This window comes from Pseudomonas sp. 13B_2.1_Bac1, assembly GCF_025466155.1.
Taxonomy (GTDB): Bacteria; Pseudomonadota; Gammaproteobacteria; order Pseudomonadales; family Pseudomonadaceae; genus Aquipseudomonas; species Aquipseudomonas aylmerensis.
Genome location: NZ_JANLOH010000048.1, coordinates 22073 through 44068, shown reverse-complemented (window position 1 = coordinate 44068; position 21996 = coordinate 22073). Strand labels below are relative to the sequence as shown.

Below are 21996 nucleotides of genomic sequence, written 5' to 3'. Positions count from 1 at the left end.
TGATTACAGGTGAGACCGCGGCGCCTCTATCGCAGGCAAGCCAGCTCCCGCACTTTGAAGTGTGAATACAGCCAAATGTGTGTGTGTGGCTTGCCTGCGATGGCGCCAGCTCGACCTGCTGCCCTACACCGAAAACCGCGCCACCATCGAATTCAGGTCCACCGCCAAGCGCGACAACTCCTGGCTCGCCGCGCTGGTCTGGTTCGCGCCGGTCGATGTCTGGTGCGCCAGGTCGCGAATGTTCATCAAATTGCGATCCACCTCCCGCGCCACCGCCGCCTGTTGCTCGGACGCACTGGCGATCACCAGGTTGCGCTCGTTGATCAGGGTAAACGCCGAGGCTATTTCCTCCAGTGCCATCCCCGCCGACTTGGCGATATCCAGAGTGGAACGCGCGCGACTGTTGCTCTGTTGCATCGAACTGACCGCCTGATCGGTGCCCTGCTGAATGCCGCTGATCATCTGCTCGATTTCCTGGGTCGACTGCTGGGTACGGTGGGCCAGGGCGCGCACTTCATCGGCCACCACCGCAAACCCGCGCCCGGCATCCCCGGCCCGCGCCGCCTCGATGGCCGCATTCAGTGCGAGCAGGTTGGTCTGCTCGGCAATCGAACGGATCACGTCCAGCACCTTGCTGATGCCATAGACCTTTTGCGCCAGGTCCTCGACCTGCGTCACGTTGTCGGTCACGTCAGTGGCCAGCGCCTCGATGGACACCACCGTCTGGTGCACCTGCTCACGCCCTTGCTGGGCAATGCGGTCGGACTCGCGCGAGGCCTGGGAAGTGGCCACGGCGTTACTCGCCACTTCCTCCACCGCTGCCGTCATCTGGTTGACGGCCGTGGCGGCCTGTTCGATTTCCTGGTTTTGCTGATGCAGCCCGCGCGTGGCATCCTCGGTGACACAACTGAGTTCCTCGGAAGCCGACGCCAGCTGGTTCGATGACTCGGAAATACGCCGGATGGTGTCGCGCAGGTTCTCCTGCATGCCCTTGAGCGCCTGCTGCAGGCGCGCCGGTTCGTCGTTGCCGGTGACGCTTATGTTGCCGGTGAGATCGCCACTGGCAACGCCCTGGGCGACCTTCAACGACTGCGCCAGTGGCAACACAATGCTGCGCGTCAGCCACACCGCCAGCCCGATGGTGATCAACGCCGTGAGCACGATCATGCCGATCACCCAACTGCGCGACTGGCTGAACACACTCTGCGCCAGGCTTGCCGCCAGGTTGGCGTTGGTCTTATTCAGGTTGACCAGGTCGCGCAGGGTCGCGGCCATCTCATCGGCGAGTTGATTCATCTCGCCGTTGACCACCTTGACGGCGTCCTCCAGCTGATTGGCCCTGGAAAAACCCATCACCTGTTCCTGGCGTTGCAGGTATTGCTGTTCCTGGACCTTGAAGCGGTCAAACAGCGTGCGCTCCTCGGGCAGCACGATCAGCGCTTCGTACAGGGTCTGCGCGTGATGCAAGCCGCTCTTGAGGTCATTGAGCTTGCGCTCGTTCTGCGCCAGCGCCTCGGGCTCGCGGTTAAGCAGCAAGCGCAAGGTCAGCGCGCGCACCCGCAGCAGGTCCTGGCTCATCTCCCCCACCGCCATCACGCTGGGCAGCCAGTTGTTCTCCACCTGATCCGATTGCTGGCGCATATTGGCCATCTGCAACAGGGCAAAGCCGCCCAGGGCAAACACCATCAATGCCAATACGCCAAAGCCCAAGCCGGCGCGTGGGGCGATATTCAAACTGCGAACATTCATTGCGTAGGTTCCTTCCAGAAGCGCTGCATCCACCTGCAGCCGGTCTCCTGAACGTTATCGGCGTCCTCGCCCGATTGCGTAAGACCAAAACGCGATATCAACGAGGAGGCAAATCGCGAGGCGCTTTAGGCAGGATGGCCAGGAAGTTATCCCGCGCCACCTTGTGGGCAATGTCCTCTGGGAGCGCGTCGAGGAAGGGCTCGAAGCGGTGCATTTCCTTACCCAGCTTGTTGAAACGCCCTACCACGTCCGACCCCAGCATAAAGCGCTCCGGGAAGCGCTCCACCAACGCTGTCCACTCTGGCCGAGGCTTGTCCGCGTCATCCAGCAAGTAAGGCGTGAGCATGCTCCAGGACAGGTCGATGTACAGGTTGGGATAGGCCTCCAGCAGCCGACTCAAGGTGGGCAGTAAAAAATCCATCTGCACTTGGTGGCGATGGATTTCCTTGCTGGTGCCGGCATGCGCCCAGATAAAGCGCGTGTGCGGGTGGTTGCGCAGTGACTCCTCCACCTCGGCCAGGTACAGCGGGTTACGTTCGCGCTTGGAGGTGATATTGGAGTGCAGCATCACCGGCAGGTCGTTCTCGGCCGCCAGGTGATAGATGCGGGTCATGGCTTCGTTATTCGCGCGCGGGGTATCGCCGGAGGTCAGGGCGGTCAGGTCGTCGTGGCGGGTGAACACCTCGCCGATGCCCTGCCACAGCCCGGGATTGAGGTCGAGCATGCGCTGGATGTGCGCGGCAGAGTTCTTGTCGTTGGGGTTGAAACCACTGAGGAAAGGATGAAAATGCTGGCGCTGTTCAGGCGTCAGTTTAGTCACCGCCGCCGCAACGATCACATCGGTGGCACTGTACCAATAGGCATCGGCGTCATCACCGGCGTAGTAGCGCGGGCGCTTGGGTTCGTCTTCGTGCCATTTCTTCGCCACCGGGATACCGGAAATCATCACGTGCTCGATGCGGTTATCGGCCATGGCCTTGAGCAGCTTGTCCATGCCTGCCGTTTCCTGGAAAAAATCCACGTAATGCAGGTGCGCGTCGCTGTAGGCATAGTCACGCGCGTGGACGGCCAGGCTGGTGGCAGCGAGTAACAGGGCAAGACTCAGGCGGGTCCAGGGCACGATAAAACCTCGATAGGGGCTGACTCTGGTAGACCTTGCGCGCCTTGCCGGGGTTCAGCCGGCAAAAATCGCGGAACACCGAAGTGCCAGCATGCTCTATAACTGCATGACCTTCATCCTGCCACCCTGTGAGGTTTGCCATGCCAGTTACCGTCAATACGTTGAACGCCGACAACTTCCGTCACAGCGTCAACATCAACAACCACGAGCTGTTTACCGACCTGCCCAAGAGCCTGGGCGGGGACGATTCGGCGCCCTCCCCCCACGACTACTTCGATGCCGCGCTGGCCTCGTGCAAGGCCTTGACCGTCAAGCTCTACGCCCAGAAAAAAGACATCCCGCTGACCGGCGTGACCGTGGAAGTCAGCCATGACGCCAGTGAAGAGCAAAAGGGTAAATACAAGCTCGCCGTCAAGCTGACCCTCAAGGGCGTGCTGACTGACGAGCAGCGCGACGAACTGCATCGCGTGGCGGATCGCTGCCCGGTGCACAAGCTGATGACCACGGCCGAAGTCACTATCGAGACAACATTGTCGGAAGGCGCCTTTAGCCAATAGCGGCAACCTCCCGTCGGGCGGGTTATGCTCAAAGCCACCTAACCCGCTCAGACTGGGATGCACCATGACCACCCTCACCGTGATCCGCCCGCGCCCCGAAGATGTCGAAGGCCAGCCCATCCTGCGCCCGCTGCCTTCGCGGGAATGCCGCAGCGTCGGGCCTTTTGTGTTTTTCGACCATATGCTGCCCACCCGCTACGCACCGGGCAGCGGCATGAATATCCGCCAGCACCCGCATATCGGCCTGTCGACCCTCACCTACCTGTTCGACGGCGCACTGCAGCACAAGGACAGCCTGGGTTCGGACCAGGTGGTGCAGGCCGGCGATGTCAGCTGGATGACTGCCGGCAGCGCAATTGCCCACGTCGAGCGCACGCCCGAGGCGCTCAAGGCCAGTGGCTTCAGCCTGCACGGGCTGCAAGTGTGGTTGGCCTCGCCCAAGGACCACGAAAGCGGGCCCGGGCACTACAGCCATCACCCAGCCGCGAGCCTGCCGGTGAGTAACAATCTGGGTGTGACGATCCGCATGATCGCGGGCAGCGGCTTCTGCCTGAAATCGCCGGTGCCGGTGCTGTCACCCACGCTGTATGCCGAGGTGCAGATGCAGACGGCCACCACCCTGCTGATCCCGGATGAGCATGAGGAACGCGCCGTGTATGTGCTGGACGGTGAAGCGCAGTTGGAAGGCGAGGTGCTGGAGGTCAATAGCCTGGTGGTGCTGGAGCCCGGGCAGGCAATGACGTTGTTTGCCGACAGTGATTGCCACTTGGTGGTGTTTGGCGGCGCGCCACTGGATGGGCCACGGCGGATCAACTGGAATTTTGTCGCGAGCGATCCGGCGCTGATCGAGCAGGCCAGGCAGCGCTGGGCGGCTGGGGATTGGCCGACGGTGCCGGGAGAAACCGACAGGATCGAGTTGCCTGTCAGATAGCCTTCGCAGGCAAGCCAGCTCTCACATTCAACTGTGTTGTGGGAGTGGGCTTGGCCGCTAAGACGCCCTGACAGGCGCTCAAGTTTTAGCCCTTGAACACTTCATCCAGCAAGTTATGCATCGACTGGAAAGCCCGCGCAGCGGTCTTCGCGTCGTACATCATCTTGCCCGGCACATTGGCATGCGGGTCGGTAAAGGAATGCACCGCGCCGCCGTAGCTCAGCAGTTGCCAATCCACACCGGCCGCGTTCATTTCATCTTCAAAGGCCGGCAGTTGCTCTTTCGGCACCAACGGGTCGGAAGCACCGTGCAGCACCAGCACGGAACCCTTGATGTTCTTCGCGTCCGCCGGGTTCGGCGTGTCGAGGGTGCCGTGGAACGACACGGCAGCCTTGAGCGGCGCACCGGTACGCGCCAGCTCCAGAGAGCAGCAGCCGCCGAAACAAAAGCCAAAGGTGGCCAGTTTCGAGGTGTCCACTGCTGCTTCGGTCTGGCCTTGCAGTTGCTCAAACGCTGCTTGCATGCGCTTGTTCAACAACGGGCGGTCATTTTTCAGCGGCATCATCGCAGCACCGGCTTCATCGCCGTTGGATGGGCGCACCGTTTGCCCGTACAGGTCGGCGATCAGCACCACATAGCCTTTGCTGGCGACGGTCTTGGCGATTTCTTCGGCCCCCGCACTCACACCCATCCAGTTTGGCGCCATCAGCAGACCCGGCAGCGGGCCTTTGTGGCTGGCATCGAATGCCAGGCGACTTTCATAAGACTGGCCATCAATCTGATAGACCACGGAACGCACAGTGACTTGGCTCATCATTTACTCCAGTTGAGGTGTGTAGGCGCACGCTTGCTCGGGAAGAACGTCAACAATAGCGCGAGCATCCTGAATGAACGCAGTGCCATCGAGCTTTTCATCGACAGGCGTGCACCTGCAGTGAAGCGCTACAAATGAAAAAACCCGCCGAAGCGGGTTTTTCTACAACGGTGTTAAACCGACAGTTCCACCAACAGCTTGTTCAGTCGGCGCACATAGGCGGCCGGGTCTTTCAGGCTGTCGCCAGCGGCCAGGGCCGCCTGGTCGAAGAGGATGTGCGACAGGTCGCCAAAACGCTCTTCGCTCTGCTCGCCGTCGAGTTTCTCGATCAGCGGGTGAGCCGGGTTGAATTCGAAGATCGGCTTGGAGTCCGGTACCTTCTGGCCGCTGGCTTCCAGGATCTGACGCATCTGCATGCCCAGGTCCTGCTCGCCGATAGCCAGGATCGCCGGGGAATCGGTCAGGCGGTGGGAAACCCGCACCTCGCTGACCGCGTCGCCCAGGGACGCCTTGATCCGCTCAACCAGGCCTTCTTTGGACTTGGCGACTTCTTCGGCTTCTTTCTTCTCTTCTTCGGAGTCGAGGTTACCCAGGTCCAGGTCACCACGAGCCACGTCGACGAAGGATTTGCCGTCGAACTCGTTGAGGTAGCTCATCAGCCACTCATCGATACGGTCGGTCAGCAGCAGCACTTCGATGCCTTTCTTGCGGAAGACTTCCAAGTGCGGGCTGTTCTTGACCTGCGCGTAGGTTTCGCCGGTGAGGTAGTAGATCTTGTCCTGGCCTTCCTTGGCGCGTGCCAGGTATTCGGCCAGGGCAACGTTCTGCTCGCCGTCGTCGCCTTGGGTGGAGGCAAAACGCAGCAGGCCGGCGATTTTTTCCTTGTTGGCAAAATCTTCCGCCGGGCCTTCTTTCATGACCTGGCCGAAGTTTTTCCAGAAGCCCTTGTATTGCTCAGGCTCGTTCTTCGCCAGTTTTTCCAGCATGTCGAGCACGCGCTTGGTCAGCGCCGACTTCATCGAGTCGATGATCGGGTCTTTTTGCAGGATTTCCCGCGACACGTTCAGCGACAGGTCGTTGGAGTCGACCACGCCCTTGATGAAGCGCAGGTACAGCGGCAGGAAAGACTCCGCCTGGTCCATCACGAATACGCGCTGTACGTAGAGTTTCAGGCCTTTTGGCGCTTCACGCTGGTACAGGTCGAACGGCGCGCGGGCCGGCACATAGAGCAGCGAGCTGTATTCCAGCTTGCCTTCGACCTTGTTGTGGCTCCAGCTCAGCGGGTTTTCGTAGTCGTGACCGATGTGCTTGTAGAACTCCTGGTATTCCTCGTCCTTGATCTCGGTACGCGGACGGGTCCACAGCGCGCTGGCGCGGTTGACCACTTCCCATTCCTGGGCAGGCGCTTCTTCGCCTTCGGCGGCCGCTTGTTCTTTCGGCAGCTCGATTGGCAAAGCGATGTGGTCGGAGTACTTCTTGACGATGTTGCGCAGGCGCCAGCCATCGGCGAATTCATCTTCACCGGACTTGAGGTGCAGGACGATGCGCGTGCCGCGATCAGCCTTGTCGATCGTGGCGATTTCGAATTCGCCCTCGCCTTTCGAGGACCAATGCACGCCTTCGCTGGCGTCGAGGCCGGCGCGGCGGCTGAACACTTCCACCTTGTCGGCGACGATGAAGGCCGAGTAGAAGCCCACGCCGAACTGGCCGATCAGGTGCGAATCTTTCTTCTGGTCGCCCGAGAGGTTTTTCATGAAGTCGGCGGTGCCGGATTTGGCGATGGTCCCCAGGTGGGTAATCGCGTCTTCGCGGCTCATGCCGATGCCGTTGTCTTCGAGGGTGACGGTCTTGGCGTCCTTGTCGAAGCTCACGCGGATTTTCAGTTCGGCGCCGCCTTCCAGCAATTCAGGCTTGGACAGGGCTTCGAAACGTAATTTGTCGACAGCGTCAGAGGCGTTCGAGATCAATTCGCGAAGGAAGATTTCCTTGTTGGAATACAGCGAATGGATCATGAGGTGCAGCAGTTGCTTCACCTCGGTCTGGAAGCCCAGGGTTTCCTTTTGAGTTTCCACACTCATGGTCATCAAACTCCAATTGGATGGCAGTGGCCGCGCCCTTGAGGGTTGGCGGCGGGTTGTCATCAAAGTTGGGGGCTAAGAGCGGGATTTCAAGGGCGGTCGACTTCCTCAATCTTGAAATGCGCGCGGGCGGTGGCGATGGGCTCTGCCTGCGTGCTTTGCCAGGCGGTGATCGCCACATTCGCCACCCGTCGGCCCTGGCGCCACACCTGGCATTTGGCGTAAGTGTCGCGAAACTGCCCGGCACGCAGGTAATCAAGAGAGAAATCGATGATTTTCGGGAAGCCCGGCGCGCCGGTGAACACCAGCAGATGCAACGCGGCAGACAACTCCATGAAGCCTGCGATGACCCCGCCATGCAGCGCCGGCAATATCGGGTTACCAATATTGTCCTTGTTGGCCGGCAGGCGGAACAGCAACTCATCCCCAAGCCGGGTGCATTCGATACCGATCAGCTTGGCGTAGGGGATCAGTTCGAGCAGCGCTGCGTAATCGCCGCGTTCATGGGCCTGCTCCAGGCGCGTCTTGAATCGATGGGTCATGCCTGCTCTCCCTTGATTGTGTTGCTCAACCCTTGCGCCCCTTTGAGGCGCTTGCCCATGCGCATGAACGTGCCGACGACATGGGCGATGGGCTGCTGTGGATCATCCTGGTAGGCAAAGCCGCGCGTGAAGATCACATCGGTGGTCACCCGGTAGCATTGGGCAAATCCATAGACGGGCTGGTGCGGTGCGGCGGGGTGCATGTAGTCGATACGCAGGTCGAGGGTCGGGCACACCTCGAACTCCGGCAACACGCACAGGGTGGCCATGCCGCAGGCGGTGTCCATCAGGGAGGTCAATGCGCCACCGTGAATGACGCCGGTCCGCGGGTCGCCGACCAGTTGTGGCGCATAGGGCATGAGCAGCGTGATGCCCTCCTCGCTGGCCTGATGAGCGGTGATACCCAGCACCTGACAATGGCGCAAGGCTGATACAAAGCGCGACGCACGCTCTAACAAGGGATTTTCGGTCATTCGTTGAAGACTCTTATTAGTGATGATCGGTGCAATAGCCGGCGGGCAGGAAAGTTCCTTTGCGCCGATGGTTTATATATCTGTGGAATTAAAGGAACTAATGCAGAACGCCCATGCTCGAAAGGCCAGTAGATATCTTCAATAAGGAGAAACACCCCATGCGCAAGACTTTAGCTATTTCCATGATGTTGGCCGCTGCCCTCGGTCTCGCTGCCTGCGATAAGAAATCCGAAGACAAAGCCCAAGACGCCGCCGCACATTCCGAGCAAGCTCAAAAAGATATGGCGAAGGCTCAGGATAAAGTGAACGACGCTGCGAAAGAAAACGCCGATGCTGCCAAAGCTCAGGCTGAATCGAACGAAGCCGCCGCGAAAGAAGCAGCACCTGCTACCCCTGCCAGCGGTTCTTGATACCGCGGCTTGAAATAGCTTGGCTGCAAAAAGAAAGCCCGCTTAGATAGCGGGCTTTACTTTGCCTGGTGTTTTTATTTCAAGGTTACTTAAGCCGACTCTTTAACCGCCTCCGGCGGCGGTGTGTCCGTCTGGGTATACACCATCACTTGCAGTACGTCGGAATGAAACTCGCGACGGTACAGCACGACCACCACTCCGGCACTCATCAACATGAACAACCAGGGGCTGACAAACCACGCCAGCATGGTCATGCCGAAGTAATAAGCGCGCAGGCCGAAGTTGAACTGGTTGGCGGCCATGGAGATCACCCGCGCCGCGCGTAGCGCAAACGCCTTGCGCTCCTGCTCCGACACATGCCGCTCCCCCACCATCGGCGCCGAGCCGACCAGCACTGCCGCAAAGTTGTACTGGCGCATGCACCAACTGAACGTGAAGAACGCATAGACGAACACCAGGGCCAGGCACAGCAGCTTGATCTCGGACATGCCCTGTGACGCCTGCTGCACCATGGGAATGTCAGCCAGCAGCGAGACTGCGCGCTCTGAGGCACCGAGCACGGTGAGAATGCCGGCCAGGATGATCAAGGTGCTGGAGGCAAAGAACGAAGCGTTGCGTTCCAGGTTGCCGATCACACTGGCGTCGGCGATGCGGTTGTCGCGCAGCAGCATGCGGCGCATCCAGTCTTCGCGATACAGATGCAGCACACTGGCCAGGCACGCGGTGTCCCGGGCCTTCCAGGTGGCATAGCGGGTGTAGCCGCCCCAGCACAGGACAAACCAGAGGGCGGCAAGCAGGTGGATCTGATTGGTTTCGACGAACGACATGGTGGTCCTATTAAACGGTGGTTGGTTGAACACAAGCCGGCTCCTACGGGATCGTGTTGCAAACACATAAAAAATGCCCCGTATCGATTGATACGGGGCATTTCCATGTAGCGTGAAGCCGGCTTTTTAAGCGAGCGCTTCGCTGCGCTTGCCCAGCATGCGATCAATCACGAACGCCACGCCCAAGGTCATCACCGAAGGCACCAACCATGCCAGGCCCTGCTCGCTCAATGGCAGGTGCGCCAGTTGCGACGGCATCCAATCGGCCAGGCCAGCACCCTTGAGTGCGTCGATGCAACCGAAAATGAACGACACCAGCATCACCGGACCGACGATACGACCCTGTTCCTGCCAGAAATCTTTGCAGAAGCTCAAGGCCACCAGCACGATGCACGGCGGGTAGATCGCGGTGAGCACCGGGATCGAGAACGCAATCAGCTTGGTCAGGCCCAGGTTCGACACGAACAGCGAGAACAGCGCGAGGATCACCACCAGGGCCTTGTAGGACAGTGGCAGGATGCGGCTGAAATACTCGGCGCAGGCGCAGGTGAGGCCCACCGCAGTGACCAGGCACGCGAGGGAGATCAGCACCGCGAGGAAGCCGCTGCCCAGCGAACCGAACGTGTGCTGCACGTAGGCGTGCAATACCGCAGCGCCGTTACTGGCACCGGCAGCCACCGCATGGCTGCCCGATCCGAGGCGGAACAGACTGATGTAGACCAGTGCCAGGCCGACGCCGGCAATCAGGCCGGCAATGATCGCGTAGCGGGTGATCAGCTTGGGCGACTCGACACCACGGGAACGGATCGCGTTGACGATCACGATGCCAAACACCAGCGCGCCCAGGGTGTCCATGGTCAGGTAACCATTGATAAAGCCCTGGGAGAACGGCGCAGCCACGTACTCAGGGGTAGCCACGCCCACTTCGCCAGCCGGCAGGGCAAACGCGGCGATGCCGAGGATGGCCAGCGCGATGATTTTCAGCGGCGCGAGAAAACGCCCCACGGTGTCCAGCAGTCGGCCCGGATAGAGGGAGACGAAGAACACCACCAGGAAATACACCGAGCTGTAAAGAAACAGTGCCAGCGGACTTTCACCGGTCAACGGCGCCAGGCCGACTTCAAACGACACGGTTGCGGTACGCGGGGTGGCGAACAGCGGCCCTACCGCCAGATACGCCGCCGCCGCGAGCAGGCCACCGGCGATCTTGCCGATCGGGCTGCTCAAAGCGTCCATGCCGCCGCCGACCTTGGCCAGGGCGATCACGGTGACCACCGGCAGGCCCACCGCAGTGATCAGGAAACCCAGCGCTGCCATCCAGACGTGAGGCCCGGACTGCAAACCAACGATTGGCGGGAAGATGATGTTGCCAGCGCCCACGAACAGGGCAAATGTCATGAAGCCCAGCGCCAGGACATCCTGGCTTTTCAACACTTTCATTTGAGGAAATACCACACTACTGAATCGGAATTTAGAGAGGGATTCCCTATGGATGAGGGAAATACTGCCGGCCCTGATGGGGACCGACCGGTCTAGCGCGCAGCTTCCTTTTGGGATGCGGACGCATAAAGAGGCGGCTAGATTACAGAATTAGCCTGACGAACGCACTGTTGCGGGGCGGACTGTCCGATAAGCGACACTTTGATGTCGCATCTGTATATCTAAATGCTGGAATGCAATCGAATGTGGGAGCGGGCTTGCTCGCGAATGCGGTGTATCAGTTGATACATTCAGTACTGACCCACCGTATTCGCGAGCAAGCCCGCTCCCACATTTTGATTTTCACAACCTGCAGAAGCACAAAGGCCACCCGAAGGTGGCCTTTGCGTGGTGAAGCGTCAGCTAAGCGCGAGGCTTACTTGACAGCCCAACCGGTCAGCTCGGCCAGGGCCTTGCCGATGTCTGCCAGCGAACGCACGGTTTTAACGCCTGCGTCTTGCAGTGCAGCGAATTTCTCGTCTGCAGTGCCTTTGCCGCCAGAGATGATTGCGCCAGCATGGCCCATGCGCTTGCCCGCAGGAGCAGTCACACCAGCGATGTAGGAAACAACCGGCTTGGTCACGTGTGCCTTGATGTAGGCAGCCGCTTCTTCTTCAGCCGAACCGCCGATCTCACCGATCATGACGATCGCTTCGGTCTTCGGGTCTTCCTGGAACAGCTTCAGGATGTCGATGAAGTTCGAGCCTGGGATCGGGTCACCGCCGATGCCGACGCAAGTCGACTGACCGAAACCGGCGTCAGTGGTCTGCTTCACAGCTTCGTAGGTCAGGGTGCCGGAACGCGAAACGATACCGACTTTACCTGGCAAGTGAATGTGACCTGGCATGATGCCGATCTTGCATTCGCCTGGGGTGATCACGCCTGGGCAGTTAGGGCCGATCAGGACTACGCCCAGCTCGTCGCACTTAACTTTAGCGTCCAGCATGTCCAGGGTAGGAATGCCTTCGGTGATGCACACGATCAGCTTGATGCCGCCGAATGCTGCTTCCAGGATCGAGTCCTTGCAGAAAGGAGCTGGAACGTAGATCACGCTGGCGGTGGCGCCAGTGGCTGCTACAGCGTCTTTCACGGTGTTGAACACTGGCAGGCCCAGGTGCTCGGTGCCGCCTTTGCCCGGAGTTACGCCGCCAACCATCTTGGTGCCGTATTCGATGGCTTGCTGGGTGTGGAAACTACCTTGCGAACCGGTAATACCCTGGCAGATAACTTTGGTGTCTTTATTGATCAGGACGCTCATTATTTGCCCTCCGCAGCTTTGACAACTTGTTGAGCAGCGTCGGTCAGGCTGGTAGCCGCGATGATGTTCAAACCGCTTTCTGCCAGTACTTTAGCGCCCAGTTCAGCGTTGTTACCTTCAAGGCGAACAACAACCGGGATTTTAACGCCAACTTCTTTCACTGCACCGATGATGCCTTCGGCAATCATGTCGCAACGAACGATGCCGCCGAAGATGTTGACCAGTACTGCAGCGACGTTGGAGTCGGACAGGATGATCTTGAAGGCTTCGGTAACGCGTTCTTTGGTAGCACCACCGCCCACGTCGAGGAAGTTGGCTGGTTTGCCGCCATGCAGGTTGACGATGTCCATGGTACCCATGGCCAGGCCAGCACCGTTGACCATGCAACCGATATTACCTTCCAGGGCTACGTAGTTCAGTTCGAACTTGGCAGCGTGCGCTTCGCGCGGATCGTCTTGCGACGGATCGTGGAAAGTCTTCAGCTTAGGCTGACGGTACATGGCGTTGGCGTCGATGTTGATCTTGGCGTCGAGGCAGTGCAGATCGCCGTCAGCCTTGATCACCAGCGGGTTCACTTCCAGCAGGGCCAGATCGTGATCCTGGAACAGTTTGGCCAGACCAACGAAGATCTTGGCGAACTGGGCAACTTGCTTGCCTTCCAGACCCAACTGGAAAGCCAGCTCGCGACCCTGGAATGGCTGAGCGCCAACCAGTGGATCGATAGTGGCTTTCAGAATTTTTTCTGGGGTTTCGTGAGCGATCTTCTCGATGTCCACGCCACCTTCGGTGGAAGCCATGAACACGATGCGACGGCTCGAACGGTCAACGACAGCGCCCAGGTACAGCTCTTTAGCGATATCAGTGCACGATTCAACCAGGATCTTGGTGACTGGCTGGCCATTGGCATCAGTCTGGTAAGTCACCAGACGCTTGCCCAGCCACTGCTGTGCGAAGGCCTTGGCGTCTTCTTTGCTGCGAACCAGCTTAACGCCGCCCGCTTTACCGCGACCACCGGCGTGGACCTGGGCTTTGACAACCCACTCGCTGCCGCCGATTTTGTCGCAAGCTTCTGCTGCTGCTTCCGGGGTGTCTACTGCGTAGCCCTTGGAAACTGGCAGGCCGTATTCAGCGAACAGCTGCTTACCCTGATACTCGTGAAGATTCATGCTTTTTACCGTCTTCGTTAGGTACTGCGCATTCGGCGCTGCGCTCATTATGAGTGCCGCGCCACCTGTGACTGCTGCTTGCGCAACTTGCAGGGCTCAAGGCCCGTAAAGCTGCGCAAGGCTGCGTCCAGCGGATATTCCGCGGTGAGTCTTGCGCGCAAGGCTCACGACGGGCAACTCCGCCGTGGTTTCTTATTATCTCGCTTAGCGCTTCTTGCGGTTGGCGATGTGGATGGCGCCGCCATTCACTGCCAACGCTGCTTCGTGCAACGCTTCGGACAGGGTCGGATGGGAGAAGACCATCATGCCCAGGTCCTCGGCACTGGTGCCGAATTCCATACCGATTGCGCCTTGCTGAACCAGTTCTGCAGCGCTTGGGCCGATCACGTGGACGCCCAATACGCGGTCAGTCTTGGCATCAGCGATGACTTTGACAAAACCACCGGTGTCGTTGGCTGCCATGGCACGGCCAGAAGCGGCAAACGGGAAGGTGCCGACGTTAACTTCAACGCCTTCAGCTTTCAACTGCTGTTCGTTCTTGCCGACCCATGCAATTTCCGGGTGGGTGTAGATAACCGACGGGATCAGGTCGTAGTTCATCTGGGTTTTGTGGCCCTTGATGCGCTCGACAACCATGATGCCTTCTTCGGAAGCCTTGTGCGCCAGCATCATGCCACGCACCACGTCACCAATGGCGTACACGCCAGGAACGGTGGTTGCGCAGTGATCGTCAACGTGGATGAAACCACGCTCGTCGATGTTCACGCCGCTGTCGGAAGCCAGCAGGTCGGTGGTCACCGGACGACGACCCACGGCTACGATCAGCTTGTCGAAAGTGATGGTCTGTTCGCCATCCTTGTCGGTGTAGGTCACGACAACTTCTTCGCCGTTGACCTTGGAGCCGGTCACGCGTGCGCCCAGCTTGATGTCCAGACCTTGCTTGGTCAGGGTTTTCAGGGCTTCTTTGGACACCGCAGTGTCGGCAGCCAGCAGGAACGTGTCCAGGGCTTCCAGCACGGTCACTTCAGAACCCAGGCGGGACCAGACCGAACCCAGTTCCAGGCCGATCACGCCAGCGCCGATCACGCCCAGGCGTTTTGGAACCGATTGGAATTCCAGGGCGCCGGTCGAATCAACGATCACGTTCTGGTCGACTGGAGCCGGTGGAATGTCGATTGGGCGCGAACCTGGTGCCAGGATCACGTTCTCGGCTTCGATGACTTCAACCGAGCCGTCTGGCTTGGTGATTTCAACTTTCTTGCCGGCCAGCAGTTTGCCGTGGCCTTGCAGGGAAGTAACGCCGTTGGCCTTGAACAGGGTCGCAACGCCGGAAGTCAGGCCTTTGACGATGTTGGCTTTACGGCCGACCATTGCTGGCACGTCCATGGTCACGCCAGCATGGTTGATGCCGTGGATCGCGAAGCCGTCTTGGGCTTCGTGGAATTTCCAGGAGCTGTCCAGCAGCGCCTTGGAAGGAATGCAACCAACGTTCAGGCAGGTACCGCCCAGTGCCAGTTTGCCTTCCTTGTCGGTGTATTTTTCGATGCAAGCAGTCGAGAGGCCCAGTTGTGCGGCCTTGATGGCGGCAACGTAGCCGCCAGGACCTGCACCAATCACTACAACGTCAAATTTCTGTGTCATGAAAATAGATCCTCTATTCAGCGACAAGCTTCAAGCGACAAGCTGCAAGCCAAGCTGCTTTTTCCTACAGCTTGTAGCTCGCAACTTGCAGCTGCGTCTTTAGATGTCCAGCAGCAGACGAGCCGGGTCTTCCAGCAGGTTCTTGATGGTCACCAGGAAAGTCACGGCTTCTTTACCATCGATCAGGCGGTGATCGTAAGACAGTGCCAGGTACATCATTGGGCGGATCACGACTTGGCCGTTGATGGCCATCGGACGCTGGATGATGTTGTGCATGCCCAGGATCGCGGCTTGTGGCGGATTGACGATCGGGGTCGACATCATCGAACCGAAGGTACCACCGTTGGTGATGGTGAAGGTACCGCCGGTCATCTCGTCGATGGTCAACTTGCCGTCACGGGCTTTCTTACCGAAGGTCGCGATGCCGCCTTCGATTTCAGCCAGGCTCATCAGCTCGGCGTTACGCAGTACTGGAACCACCAGGCCACGGTCGCTGGACACGGCAACGCCGACGTCTGCGTAGCCATGGTAAACGATGTCGTTGCCGTCGATGGAAGCATTGACAGCCGGGAAGCGTTTCAGCGCTTCAGTGGCCGCTTTCACGAAGAACGACATGAAGCCCAGGCGCACGCCGTTGTGGGACTTCTCGAACAGGTCCTTGTACTTCGAACGCAGGGCCATGACTTCAGTCATGTCGACTTCGTTGAAGGTGGTCAGCATCGCCATGTTCGACTGTGCTTCAACCAGGCGCTTGGCCACGGTGGCACGTACGCGGGTCATCGGCACACGCTTCTCGGTGCGGTCGCCAGCAGCGAACACAGGCGCAGCAGCAGCCGGGGCAGCAGCCTTGGCAGGTGCGGCAGCCGGTGCGTTTTTCTTGGCTTCAACAGCGGCAACCACGTCTTCCTTGGTCACACGGCCGTCTTTGCCGGTGCCGTTGATGGAAGCCAGGTTGATGCCGTTCTCTTCAGCCAACTGACGCGCAGCCGGTGCAGCGATTGGATCTTCGCCACCCGCAGCCGGAGCAGCGGCGGCAGCTGGAGCAGCAGCCGGTGCAGCAGCGGCTGGAGCGGCGGCGGCAGCACTGCCCTCTTCGATCGAGCCCAGAACCTGGTTCGACAGCACGGTAGCGCCTTCTTCGGCAACGATTGCGCCCAGTACGCCGTCAGCTTCGGCCAACACTTCCAGCACGACTTTGTCGGTCTCGATGTCGACGATCAGGTCGTCACGCTTGACGGCTTCACCTGGTTTCTTGTGCCAGGTGGCAACGGTGCCATCGGCAACCGATTCCGGGAATGACGGGGCTTTGATTTCGATAGCCATTATCTGTGGGTCCTTAAAATTCGGTTTCAGTCAGCGCGAAGGCGTTAAACAGTGAAAGCATCTTGCAGCAGTTTTTCCTGCTGCTCGGCGTGCATCGACGCATAACCACACGCAGGTGCAGCAGAAGCATCACGACCGGCGTACTCCAGGCCCAGGGCCTTGTTGTGGTTACCGATGCTGCGACGCAGGTGATGCTGGCTGCTGTACCACGCGCCCTGGTTCATCGGTTCTTCCTGACACCACACCACGTTGGTGAGGTTGGTGTAAGGCGCGATGGCCTCCATCAGGTCGTCTTCCGGGAACGGGTAAAGCTGCTCGATACGCACGATGGCGATGTCTTCGCGGCCTTCTGCACGGCGTTTTTCCAGCAAGTCGTAGTAGACCTTGCCGCTGCACAGGATCAGGCGAGTGACCTTGGCGGCGTCCAGCGTGTCGATTTCTGGAATCACGGTCTGGAACGAGCCGTCAGCCAGATCTTCCAGGGTCGAGATGGCCAATTTATGACGCAGCAGCGACTTCGGCGTCAGTACTACCAATGGCTTGCGCAGCGGGCGAATCACCTGGCGACGCAGCAAGTGGTAGATCTGGGCCGGGGTAGTCGGCACGCACACCTGGATGTTGTGCTCGGCGCACAGCTGCAGGTAACGCTCCAGACGGGCCGAGGAGTGCTCCGGACCCTGACCTTCATAACCGTGTGGCAGCAGCATGGTCAGACCGCACAGACGGCCCCACTTGTGCTCGCCGCTGGTGATGAACTGATCGATAACCACCTGGGCACCGTTGGCGAAGTCGCCGAACTGGGCTTCCCAGATCACCAGCGCGTTCGGCGTGGTGGTCGAGTAACCGTATTCGAACGCCAGTACGGCTTCCTCGGACAGGAACGAATCGTACAGGTCGAAACGCGGCTGGCCTTCGTACAGGTGTTGCAGCGGTACGTAGGTGCTGGCGTCTTTCTGGTTGTGCAATACCGCGTGACGGTGCGAGAACGTACCACGGCCGATGTCCTGGCCGGTCATGCGGATCGGGTGACCTTCGAACGCCAGGGTCGCGTACGCCATGGTTTCGGCGTAACCCCAGTTGATCGGCAGGCCGCCAGCTTGCATCTTCTGACGGTCTTCGTAGATCTTCGAGACCTGGCGCTGTACGACGAAGCCCTCTGGAATTTCCAGCAGCTTGGCAGACAGTTCCTGCAGGGTCTTCAAGTCGAACGAGGTATCGTGACGTGCAGTCCAGGCGTGGCCCAGGTAAGGACGCCAGTCCACGAACAGCTCTTTGTTCGGTTCCTTGACCAGGCTTTTCACTACGTGCAGACCGTTGTCCAGCGCGTTGCGGTATTCGTCGACTTTCGCCTGAACACGCGCATCGTCAACCACGCCGGCCTTGGTCAGGCTTTCGGCGTACAGCTCACGGGTGGTGCGCTGCTTGGTGATCTGCTGGTACATCAACGGCTGGGTGCCGCTTGGTTCATCGGCTTCGTTGTGACCGCGACGGCGGTAGCAAACCAGGTCGATCACCACGTCACGCTTGAACTGCATGCGGTAGTCGATGGCCAGTTGGGTCACGAACAGCACGGCTTCCGGATCATCACCATTCACATGGAGGATCGGCGCCTGGATCATCTTGGCAACGTCGGTGGCGTACTCGGTGGAACGCGCGTCCAACGGGTTGCTGATGGTGAAGCCCACCTGGTTGTTGATGACAATGTGAACGGTACCGCCCGTCTTGAAGCCGCGAGTCTGCGACATCTGGAAGGTTTCCAGAACCACGCCCTGACCGGCGAATGCCGCGTCACCGTGGATGGAAATCGGCAGCACCTTCTCGCCGGTGGTGTCGTTACGACGATCCTGGCGAGCACGTACCGAACCCTCGACCACTGGAGAAACGATTTCCAGGTGGGATGGGTTGAACGCCATGGCCAGGTGAACTTCACCGCCGGTGGTCATCACGTTGGACGAGAAACCCTGGTGGTACTTAACGTCACCGGAGCCCAGTTCGACCTTCTTCTTGCCTTCGAACTCGTCGAACAGCTCGCGCGGGTTCTTGCCGAAGGTGTTGACCAACACGTTCAGGCGACCACGGTGAGCCATGCCGATCACGATTTCCTTGGTGCCGTAGGAACCGGAACGCTGGATCAACTCGTCGAGCATCGGAATCAGGCTTTCGCCGCCTTCCAGGCCGAAACGTTTGGTGCCCGGGTATTTGGTACCCAGGTATTTCTCGAGACCTTCAGCTGCGGTCACGCGCTCCAGCAGGTGGCTGCGCACGTCGGCAGACAGCACCGGACGGCCACGCACGCCTTCCAGGCGATGCTGGAACCAGTGGCGTTGCTCGGAATCGGTGATGTGCGTGAACTCAGCGCCAATGGTGCGGCAATATGTCTGCTGCAACGCTTCGTGAATTTCGCGTAGGCTCGCTTCCTCTTTGCCGATGAACAGGTCGCCGGCACGGAAGGTCGTATCAAGATCGGCATTGGTCAAGCCGTAATGATTGATCGACAGGTCAGCAGGTGCAGGACGCTGCCAGAGCCCCAGCGGGTCAAGCTGGGCCGCCTGGTGGCCACGCATCCGGTAGGCCTGGATCAGTCGCAATACTTCAACTTGCTTCTTCTCGTGCTCACTGCTCACGCTGCCGGCGGAGACCGGTTGGGCGCGGCGCTGGTTCTTTGCCAGCAGCACAAACTGATCGCGAATTGTTGCGTGCGATACATCGGTGGCAGCGTTGCCGTCTGAAGACAACGTCTGAAATTTGGTGCGCCATTCTTCTGGCACAGCGTTAGGGTCGTGCAGGTAGAGCTCATAAAGCTCTTCCACATAGGCAGCGTTACCACCTGAAAGATAGCCGCTGTTCCACATGCGCTGCATCACGCTTTCTTGCATGCTTGGTCACCCTCGATTTGGGGACACCACCGGCGAAAACACCGAGTTTGCTTGCAAAAGGCCAAGTGCAGCGACCAAAACAAGCCACTTAGGATCACGCTGATAGTTCGGGTACCAACCCGAATGCCCCTGCTTGTCTCATTTCTTCAAAATAAGAGCCGCGGCTTTGTAAGTCGCTGCTCAAGTTAAAACTACGGCGCCGGTTGAAGCCTGCGCCGTAGCATTTACGGGCACAACGGTCCTGCTTTTACTACAACGTCGTTACACGCCGCTCTGCAGCAGCATGTTACGGATGTGACCAATGGCCTTAGTCGGGTTCAGGCCTTTGGGACATACGTTGACGCAGTTCATGATCCCGCGGCAGCGGAATACGCTGAACGGGTCATCCAGCGAAGCCAGACGCTCGGACGTCTTGGTGTCACGGCTGTCTGCCAGGAAGCGATACGCTTGCAGCAGGGCAGCTGGACCCAGGAACTTGTCCGGGTTCCACCAGAAGGATGGGCACGACGTCGAGCAGCAAGCGCACAGGATGCACTCGTACAGACCGTCGAGCTTTTCACGCTCTTCCGGGGACTGCAGACGCTCGATGGCCGGAGCCGGAGTATCGTTCTGCAGGAACGGCTTAACTTTCTCGTATTGCTTGTAGAAGATGCTCATATCGACGACCAGGTCACGGATAACCGGCAAACCTGGCAGAGGACGAACGATCAGCTTGTTGCCTTTGACGACAGCGGACAGTGGCGTGATGCACGCCAGGCCGTTTTTGCCGTTGATGTTCATGCCGTCGGAACCGCACACACCTTCACGGCAAGAGCGACGATAGGAGAAACCTTCGTCCTGCTCTTTGATCAGTGCCAATACATCCAGCACCATCAGGTCTTTACCACCGGTATCGACCTGGAATTCCTGCATGAACGGCGCAGCGTCCTGATCAGGGTTGTAGCGGTAAACACTGACTTTCAACATGGCAGCCACCCTTAGTAAGTCCGAATCTTCGGTTCAAACGTCGGAACCGTCTTCGGCGAGAAGTTCACAGCACGCTTGGCAACGCGCTTGTCACCCGGGAAGTACAGGGTGTGGCACAGCCAGTTTTCGTCGTCGCGATCTTCAAAGTCTTCACGAGCGTGAGCACCACGGGATTCTTTACGAACCTCGGCGGCGATCGCAGTCGCTTCAGCCACTTCGAGCAGGTTTTGCAGCTCAAGAGCTTCGATACGAGCGGTGTTGAAGGCCTGACTCTTATCGTTGATCTTGACGTTGGCGATGCGTTTGCGCAGGTCAGCCAGCTGGGCAATACCCTTCTGCATGTATTCGCCGGTACGGAATACACCGAAGTAGTTCTGCATGCAGCTTTGCAGCTCGCGACGCAGGGTCGCCACGTCTTCGCCATCGGTACGCTCGTTCAGAGCGTTCAGGCGCGCCAGGGCGGCCTCGATGTTGGCGTCGGTCGCGTCATCGTATTCGATGCCGTCGGTCAGCGCTTTTTCCAGGTGCAGGCCAGCAGCACGGCCGAATACCACCAGGTCGAGCAGCGAGTTGCCGCCCAGGCGGTTGGCACCGTGAACCGATACGCAAGCCACTTCGCCTACGGCGAACAGACCGTGGATGATTTCGTCCTGGCCTTCGGCGTTCTGGGTGATCGCCTGGCCATGAATGTTGGTCGGCACGCCGCCCATCATATAGTGGCAAGTCGGAACAACCGGCACCGGAGCAACCACCGGATCAACGTGAGCAAAAGTCTTGGACAGCTCGCAGATACCTGGCAGGCGGCTGTGCAGCACTTCTTCGCCGAGGTGATCGAGCTTGAGCAGTACGTGGTCGCCGTTCGGGCCACAGCCGTTGCCGGCGATGATTTCCTTGACCATCGAACGGGCAACAACGTCACGACCCGCCAGGTCTTTCGCGTTCGGAGCATAACGCTCCATGAAACGCTCGCCGTGCTTGTTGATCAGGTAACCACCTTCACCACGGCAACCTTCGGTAACCAGTACGCCCGCGCCGGCGATACCGGTCGGGTGGAACTGCCACATCTCGATGTCTTGCACCGGCACGCCAGCACGCAGGGCCATGCCAACGCCGTCACCGGTGTTGATCAGGGCATTGGTGGTCGACGCGTAGATACGACCTGCACCGCCGGTCGCCAGAACAGTTGCCTTGGCGCGGATGTAGGTGGTTTCACCGGTTTCGATGCAGATGGCGATCACACCGACGAACTCGCCTTGCGCGTTCTTGACCAGGTCAACCGCGTAGTACTCGTTCAGGAAGGTGGTGCCGGCTTTCAGGTTGCCCTGATAAAGGGTGTGCAGCAGCGCGTGACCGGTACGGTCGGACGCAGCGCAGGTACGGGCAGCCTGGCCGCCTTTACCGTAATCCTTCGACTGGCCGCCGAATGGACGCTGGTAGATACGACCTTGCTCGGTACGCGAGAACGGCAGACCCATGTGGTCCAGCTCGAATACGGCGGCCGGGCCTTCCTGACACATGTATTCGATAGCGTCCTGGTCACCGATGTAGTCGGAACCCTTGACGGTATCGTACATGTGCCAGCGCCAGTCATCGTTCGGGTCGGCAGAAGCGATGGCGCAGGTGATGCCACCCTGGGCCGAGACGGTGTGGGACCGCGTCGGGAACACCTTGGTGATCACGGCAGTCTTGTGACCGCCCTGGGCCAGCTGCAGCGCTGCGCGCATGCCAGCACCGCCGCCACCAATAATGATGGCGTCGAATGAAATAGTTGGAATGTTAGCCATGA

18 protein-coding genes and 1 pseudogene are annotated in these 21996 nt (G+C 59.4%); 3 read left to right on the top strand and 16 right to left on the bottom strand.

All coding sequences use genetic code 11. The features are described from left to right. Positions 1 to 123 precede the first annotated feature (123 nt). From NTD80_RS31330 to NTD80_RS11125, 3 genes and pseudogenes are all read right to left on the bottom strand, one after another. Positions 124 to 987 carry a methyl-accepting chemotaxis protein gene (locus tag NTD80_RS31330; protein WP_404940335.1) on the bottom strand — a complete coding sequence of 288 codons (864 nt, stop codon included), beginning with the start codon at positions 985 to 987 and terminating at the stop codon, positions 124 to 126. Further along, a pseudogene (locus NTD80_RS31325) lies at positions 979 to 1749 on the bottom strand (MCP four helix bundle domain-containing protein); the annotation flags it as partial. The gene NTD80_RS31330 and the pseudogene NTD80_RS31325, both read right to left, overlap by 9 nt. A 97-nt stretch (positions 1750 to 1846) precedes the next feature. Next, the gene (locus NTD80_RS11125; protein ID WP_262133577.1) at positions 1847 to 2869 is read right to left on the bottom strand and encodes an amidohydrolase family protein; all 1023 of its coding nucleotides are present in this window, start codon (positions 2867 to 2869) and stop codon (positions 1847 to 1849) included. A gap of 140 nt (positions 2870 to 3009) precedes the next feature. Here NTD80_RS11125 and NTD80_RS11120 point away from each other — a divergent pair, with 140 nt between their 5' ends. Then, on the top strand, positions 3010 to 3426 hold the full coding sequence (locus NTD80_RS11120; protein WP_065901531.1) for an OsmC family protein: 417 nt from the start codon (positions 3010 to 3012) through the stop codon (positions 3424 to 3426). Between the two features lie 64 nt (positions 3427 to 3490). Then, positions 3491 to 4357, top strand: a complete 867-nt coding sequence (locus tag NTD80_RS11115) for a pirin family protein (protein WP_262133575.1) — start codon at positions 3491 to 3493, stop codon at positions 4355 to 4357. A gap of 85 nt (positions 4358 to 4442) precedes the next feature. Here the strand turns inward: NTD80_RS11115 and NTD80_RS11110 are convergent, their stop codons facing one another. The 4 genes from NTD80_RS11110 to NTD80_RS11095 form a co-directional block, all read right to left on the bottom strand. Then, on the bottom strand, positions 4443 to 5171 hold the full coding sequence (locus NTD80_RS11110; RefSeq protein ID WP_065901536.1) for a dienelactone hydrolase family protein: 729 nt from the start codon (positions 5169 to 5171) through the stop codon (positions 4443 to 4445). A gap of 173 nt (positions 5172 to 5344) precedes the next feature. After that, positions 5345 to 7249, bottom strand: a complete 1905-nt coding sequence (gene htpG / locus NTD80_RS11105; protein WP_065901927.1) for a molecular chaperone HtpG — start codon at positions 7247 to 7249, stop codon at positions 5345 to 5347. A gap of 89 nt (positions 7250 to 7338) precedes the next feature. Then, complete coding sequence (locus NTD80_RS11100; protein ID WP_262133573.1) at positions 7339 to 7791, bottom strand: PaaI family thioesterase; 453 nt, start codon at positions 7789 to 7791, stop codon at positions 7339 to 7341. After that, positions 7788 to 8264 carry a PaaI family thioesterase gene (locus tag NTD80_RS11095; protein ID WP_065901542.1) on the bottom strand — a complete coding sequence of 159 codons (477 nt, stop codon included), beginning with the start codon at positions 8262 to 8264 and terminating at the stop codon, positions 7788 to 7790. The genes NTD80_RS11100 and NTD80_RS11095 overlap by 4 nt, the downstream gene beginning before the upstream one ends. Before the next feature lie 158 nt (positions 8265 to 8422). On the opposite strand from NTD80_RS11095, the gene NTD80_RS11090 reads away from it, so the two are divergent. Next, positions 8423 to 8674 (top strand): hypothetical protein, encoded by a 252-nt coding sequence (locus NTD80_RS11090; protein WP_065901929.1) that lies wholly within the window; start codon positions 8423 to 8425, stop codon positions 8672 to 8674. 89 nt (positions 8675 to 8763) lie between these two features. Here the strand turns inward: NTD80_RS11090 and NTD80_RS11085 are convergent, their stop codons facing one another. The 9 genes from NTD80_RS11085 to sdhA form a co-directional block, all read right to left on the bottom strand. Beyond that, a complete protein-coding gene (locus tag NTD80_RS11085; RefSeq protein WP_065901545.1) occupies positions 8764 to 9501 on the bottom strand; it encodes a DUF599 domain-containing protein in 738 nt (245 codons plus the stop codon). A 126-nt stretch (positions 9502 to 9627) separates the two neighbouring features. Further along, positions 9628 to 10941, bottom strand: a complete 1314-nt coding sequence (brnQ, locus tag NTD80_RS11080) for a branched-chain amino acid transport system II carrier protein (RefSeq protein ID WP_262133571.1) — start codon at positions 10939 to 10941, stop codon at positions 9628 to 9630. 415 nt (positions 10942 to 11356) lie between these two features. Then, positions 11357 to 12238: a succinate--CoA ligase subunit alpha gene (sucD, locus tag NTD80_RS11075; protein WP_003172813.1), complete on the bottom strand. Its 882-nt coding sequence runs from the start codon at positions 12236 to 12238 to the stop codon at positions 11357 to 11359. After that, complete coding sequence (gene sucC / locus NTD80_RS11070; RefSeq protein ID WP_003190011.1) at positions 12238 to 13404, bottom strand: ADP-forming succinate--CoA ligase subunit beta; 1167 nt, start codon at positions 13402 to 13404, stop codon at positions 12238 to 12240. Before sucC ends, sucD begins: the two co-directional genes overlap by 1 nt. A gap of 204 nt (positions 13405 to 13608) precedes the next feature. Then, positions 13609 to 15045 carry a dihydrolipoyl dehydrogenase gene (gene lpdA, locus NTD80_RS11065; protein WP_065901549.1) on the bottom strand — a complete coding sequence of 479 codons (1437 nt, stop codon included), beginning with the start codon at positions 15043 to 15045 and terminating at the stop codon, positions 13609 to 13611. 99 nt (positions 15046 to 15144) lie between these two features. Continuing rightward, on the bottom strand, positions 15145 to 16368 hold the full coding sequence (gene odhB / locus NTD80_RS11060) for a 2-oxoglutarate dehydrogenase complex dihydrolipoyllysine-residue succinyltransferase (RefSeq protein WP_262133569.1): 1224 nt from the start codon (positions 16366 to 16368) through the stop codon (positions 15145 to 15147). Between the two features lie 44 nt (positions 16369 to 16412). Then, complete coding sequence (locus NTD80_RS11055) at positions 16413 to 19244, bottom strand: 2-oxoglutarate dehydrogenase E1 component (RefSeq protein WP_065901555.1); 2832 nt, start codon at positions 19242 to 19244, stop codon at positions 16413 to 16415. 261 nt (positions 19245 to 19505) lie between these two features. Then, complete coding sequence (locus NTD80_RS11050; protein WP_003172807.1) at positions 19506 to 20210, bottom strand: succinate dehydrogenase iron-sulfur subunit; 705 nt, start codon at positions 20208 to 20210, stop codon at positions 19506 to 19508. An 11-nt stretch (positions 20211 to 20221) separates the two neighbouring features. Beyond that, positions 20222 to 21994, bottom strand: a complete 1773-nt coding sequence (gene sdhA / locus NTD80_RS11045) for a succinate dehydrogenase flavoprotein subunit (protein WP_065901559.1) — start codon at positions 21992 to 21994, stop codon at positions 20222 to 20224. Positions 21995 to 21996 lie beyond the last annotated feature (2 nt).

Coding starts and splice junctions, on each gene's coding strand:
- odhB (WP_262133569.1), bottom strand. CDS start 16,368: ATGGCTATCGAAATCAAAGCCCCGTCATTCCCGGAATCGGTTGCCGAT.
- NTD80_RS11095 (WP_065901542.1), bottom strand. CDS start 8,264: ATGACCGAAAATCCCTTGTTAGAGCGTGCGTCGCGCTTTGTATCAGCC.
- NTD80_RS31330 (WP_404940335.1), bottom strand. CDS start 987: ATGCAGGAGAACCTGCGCGACACCATCCGGCGTATTTCCGAGTCATCG.
- NTD80_RS11115 (WP_262133575.1), top strand. CDS start 3,491: ATGACCACCCTCACCGTGATCCGCCCGCGCCCCGAAGATGTCGAAGGC.
- brnQ (WP_262133571.1), bottom strand. CDS start 10,941: ATGAAAGTGTTGAAAAGCCAGGATGTCCTGGCGCTGGGCTTCATGACA.
- sdhA (WP_065901559.1), bottom strand. CDS start 21,994: ATGGCTAACATTCCAACTATTTCATTCGACGCCATCATTATTGGTGGC.
- NTD80_RS11120 (WP_065901531.1), top strand. CDS start 3,010: ATGCCAGTTACCGTCAATACGTTGAACGCCGACAACTTCCGTCACAGC.
- NTD80_RS11055 (WP_065901555.1), bottom strand. CDS start 19,244: ATGCAAGAAAGCGTGATGCAGCGCATGTGGAACAGCGGCTATCTTTCA.
- NTD80_RS11110 (WP_065901536.1), bottom strand. CDS start 5,171: ATGAGCCAAGTCACTGTGCGTTCCGTGGTCTATCAGATTGATGGCCAG.
- NTD80_RS11050 (WP_003172807.1), bottom strand. CDS start 20,210: ATGTTGAAAGTCAGTGTTTACCGCTACAACCCTGATCAGGACGCTGCG.
- lpdA (WP_065901549.1), bottom strand. CDS start 15,045: ATGACACAGAAATTTGACGTTGTAGTGATTGGTGCAGGTCCTGGCGGC.
- sucC (WP_003190011.1), bottom strand. CDS start 13,404: ATGAATCTTCACGAGTATCAGGGTAAGCAGCTGTTCGCTGAATACGGC.
- htpG (WP_065901927.1), bottom strand. CDS start 7,249: ATGAGTGTGGAAACTCAAAAGGAAACCCTGGGCTTCCAGACCGAGGTG.
- NTD80_RS11085 (WP_065901545.1), bottom strand. CDS start 9,501: ATGTCGTTCGTCGAAACCAATCAGATCCACCTGCTTGCCGCCCTCTGG.
- sucD (WP_003172813.1), bottom strand. CDS start 12,238: ATGAGCGTCCTGATCAATAAAGACACCAAAGTTATCTGCCAGGGTATT.
- NTD80_RS11090 (WP_065901929.1), top strand. CDS start 8,423: ATGCGCAAGACTTTAGCTATTTCCATGATGTTGGCCGCTGCCCTCGGT.
- NTD80_RS11100 (WP_262133573.1), bottom strand. CDS start 7,791: ATGACCCATCGATTCAAGACGCGCCTGGAGCAGGCCCATGAACGCGGC.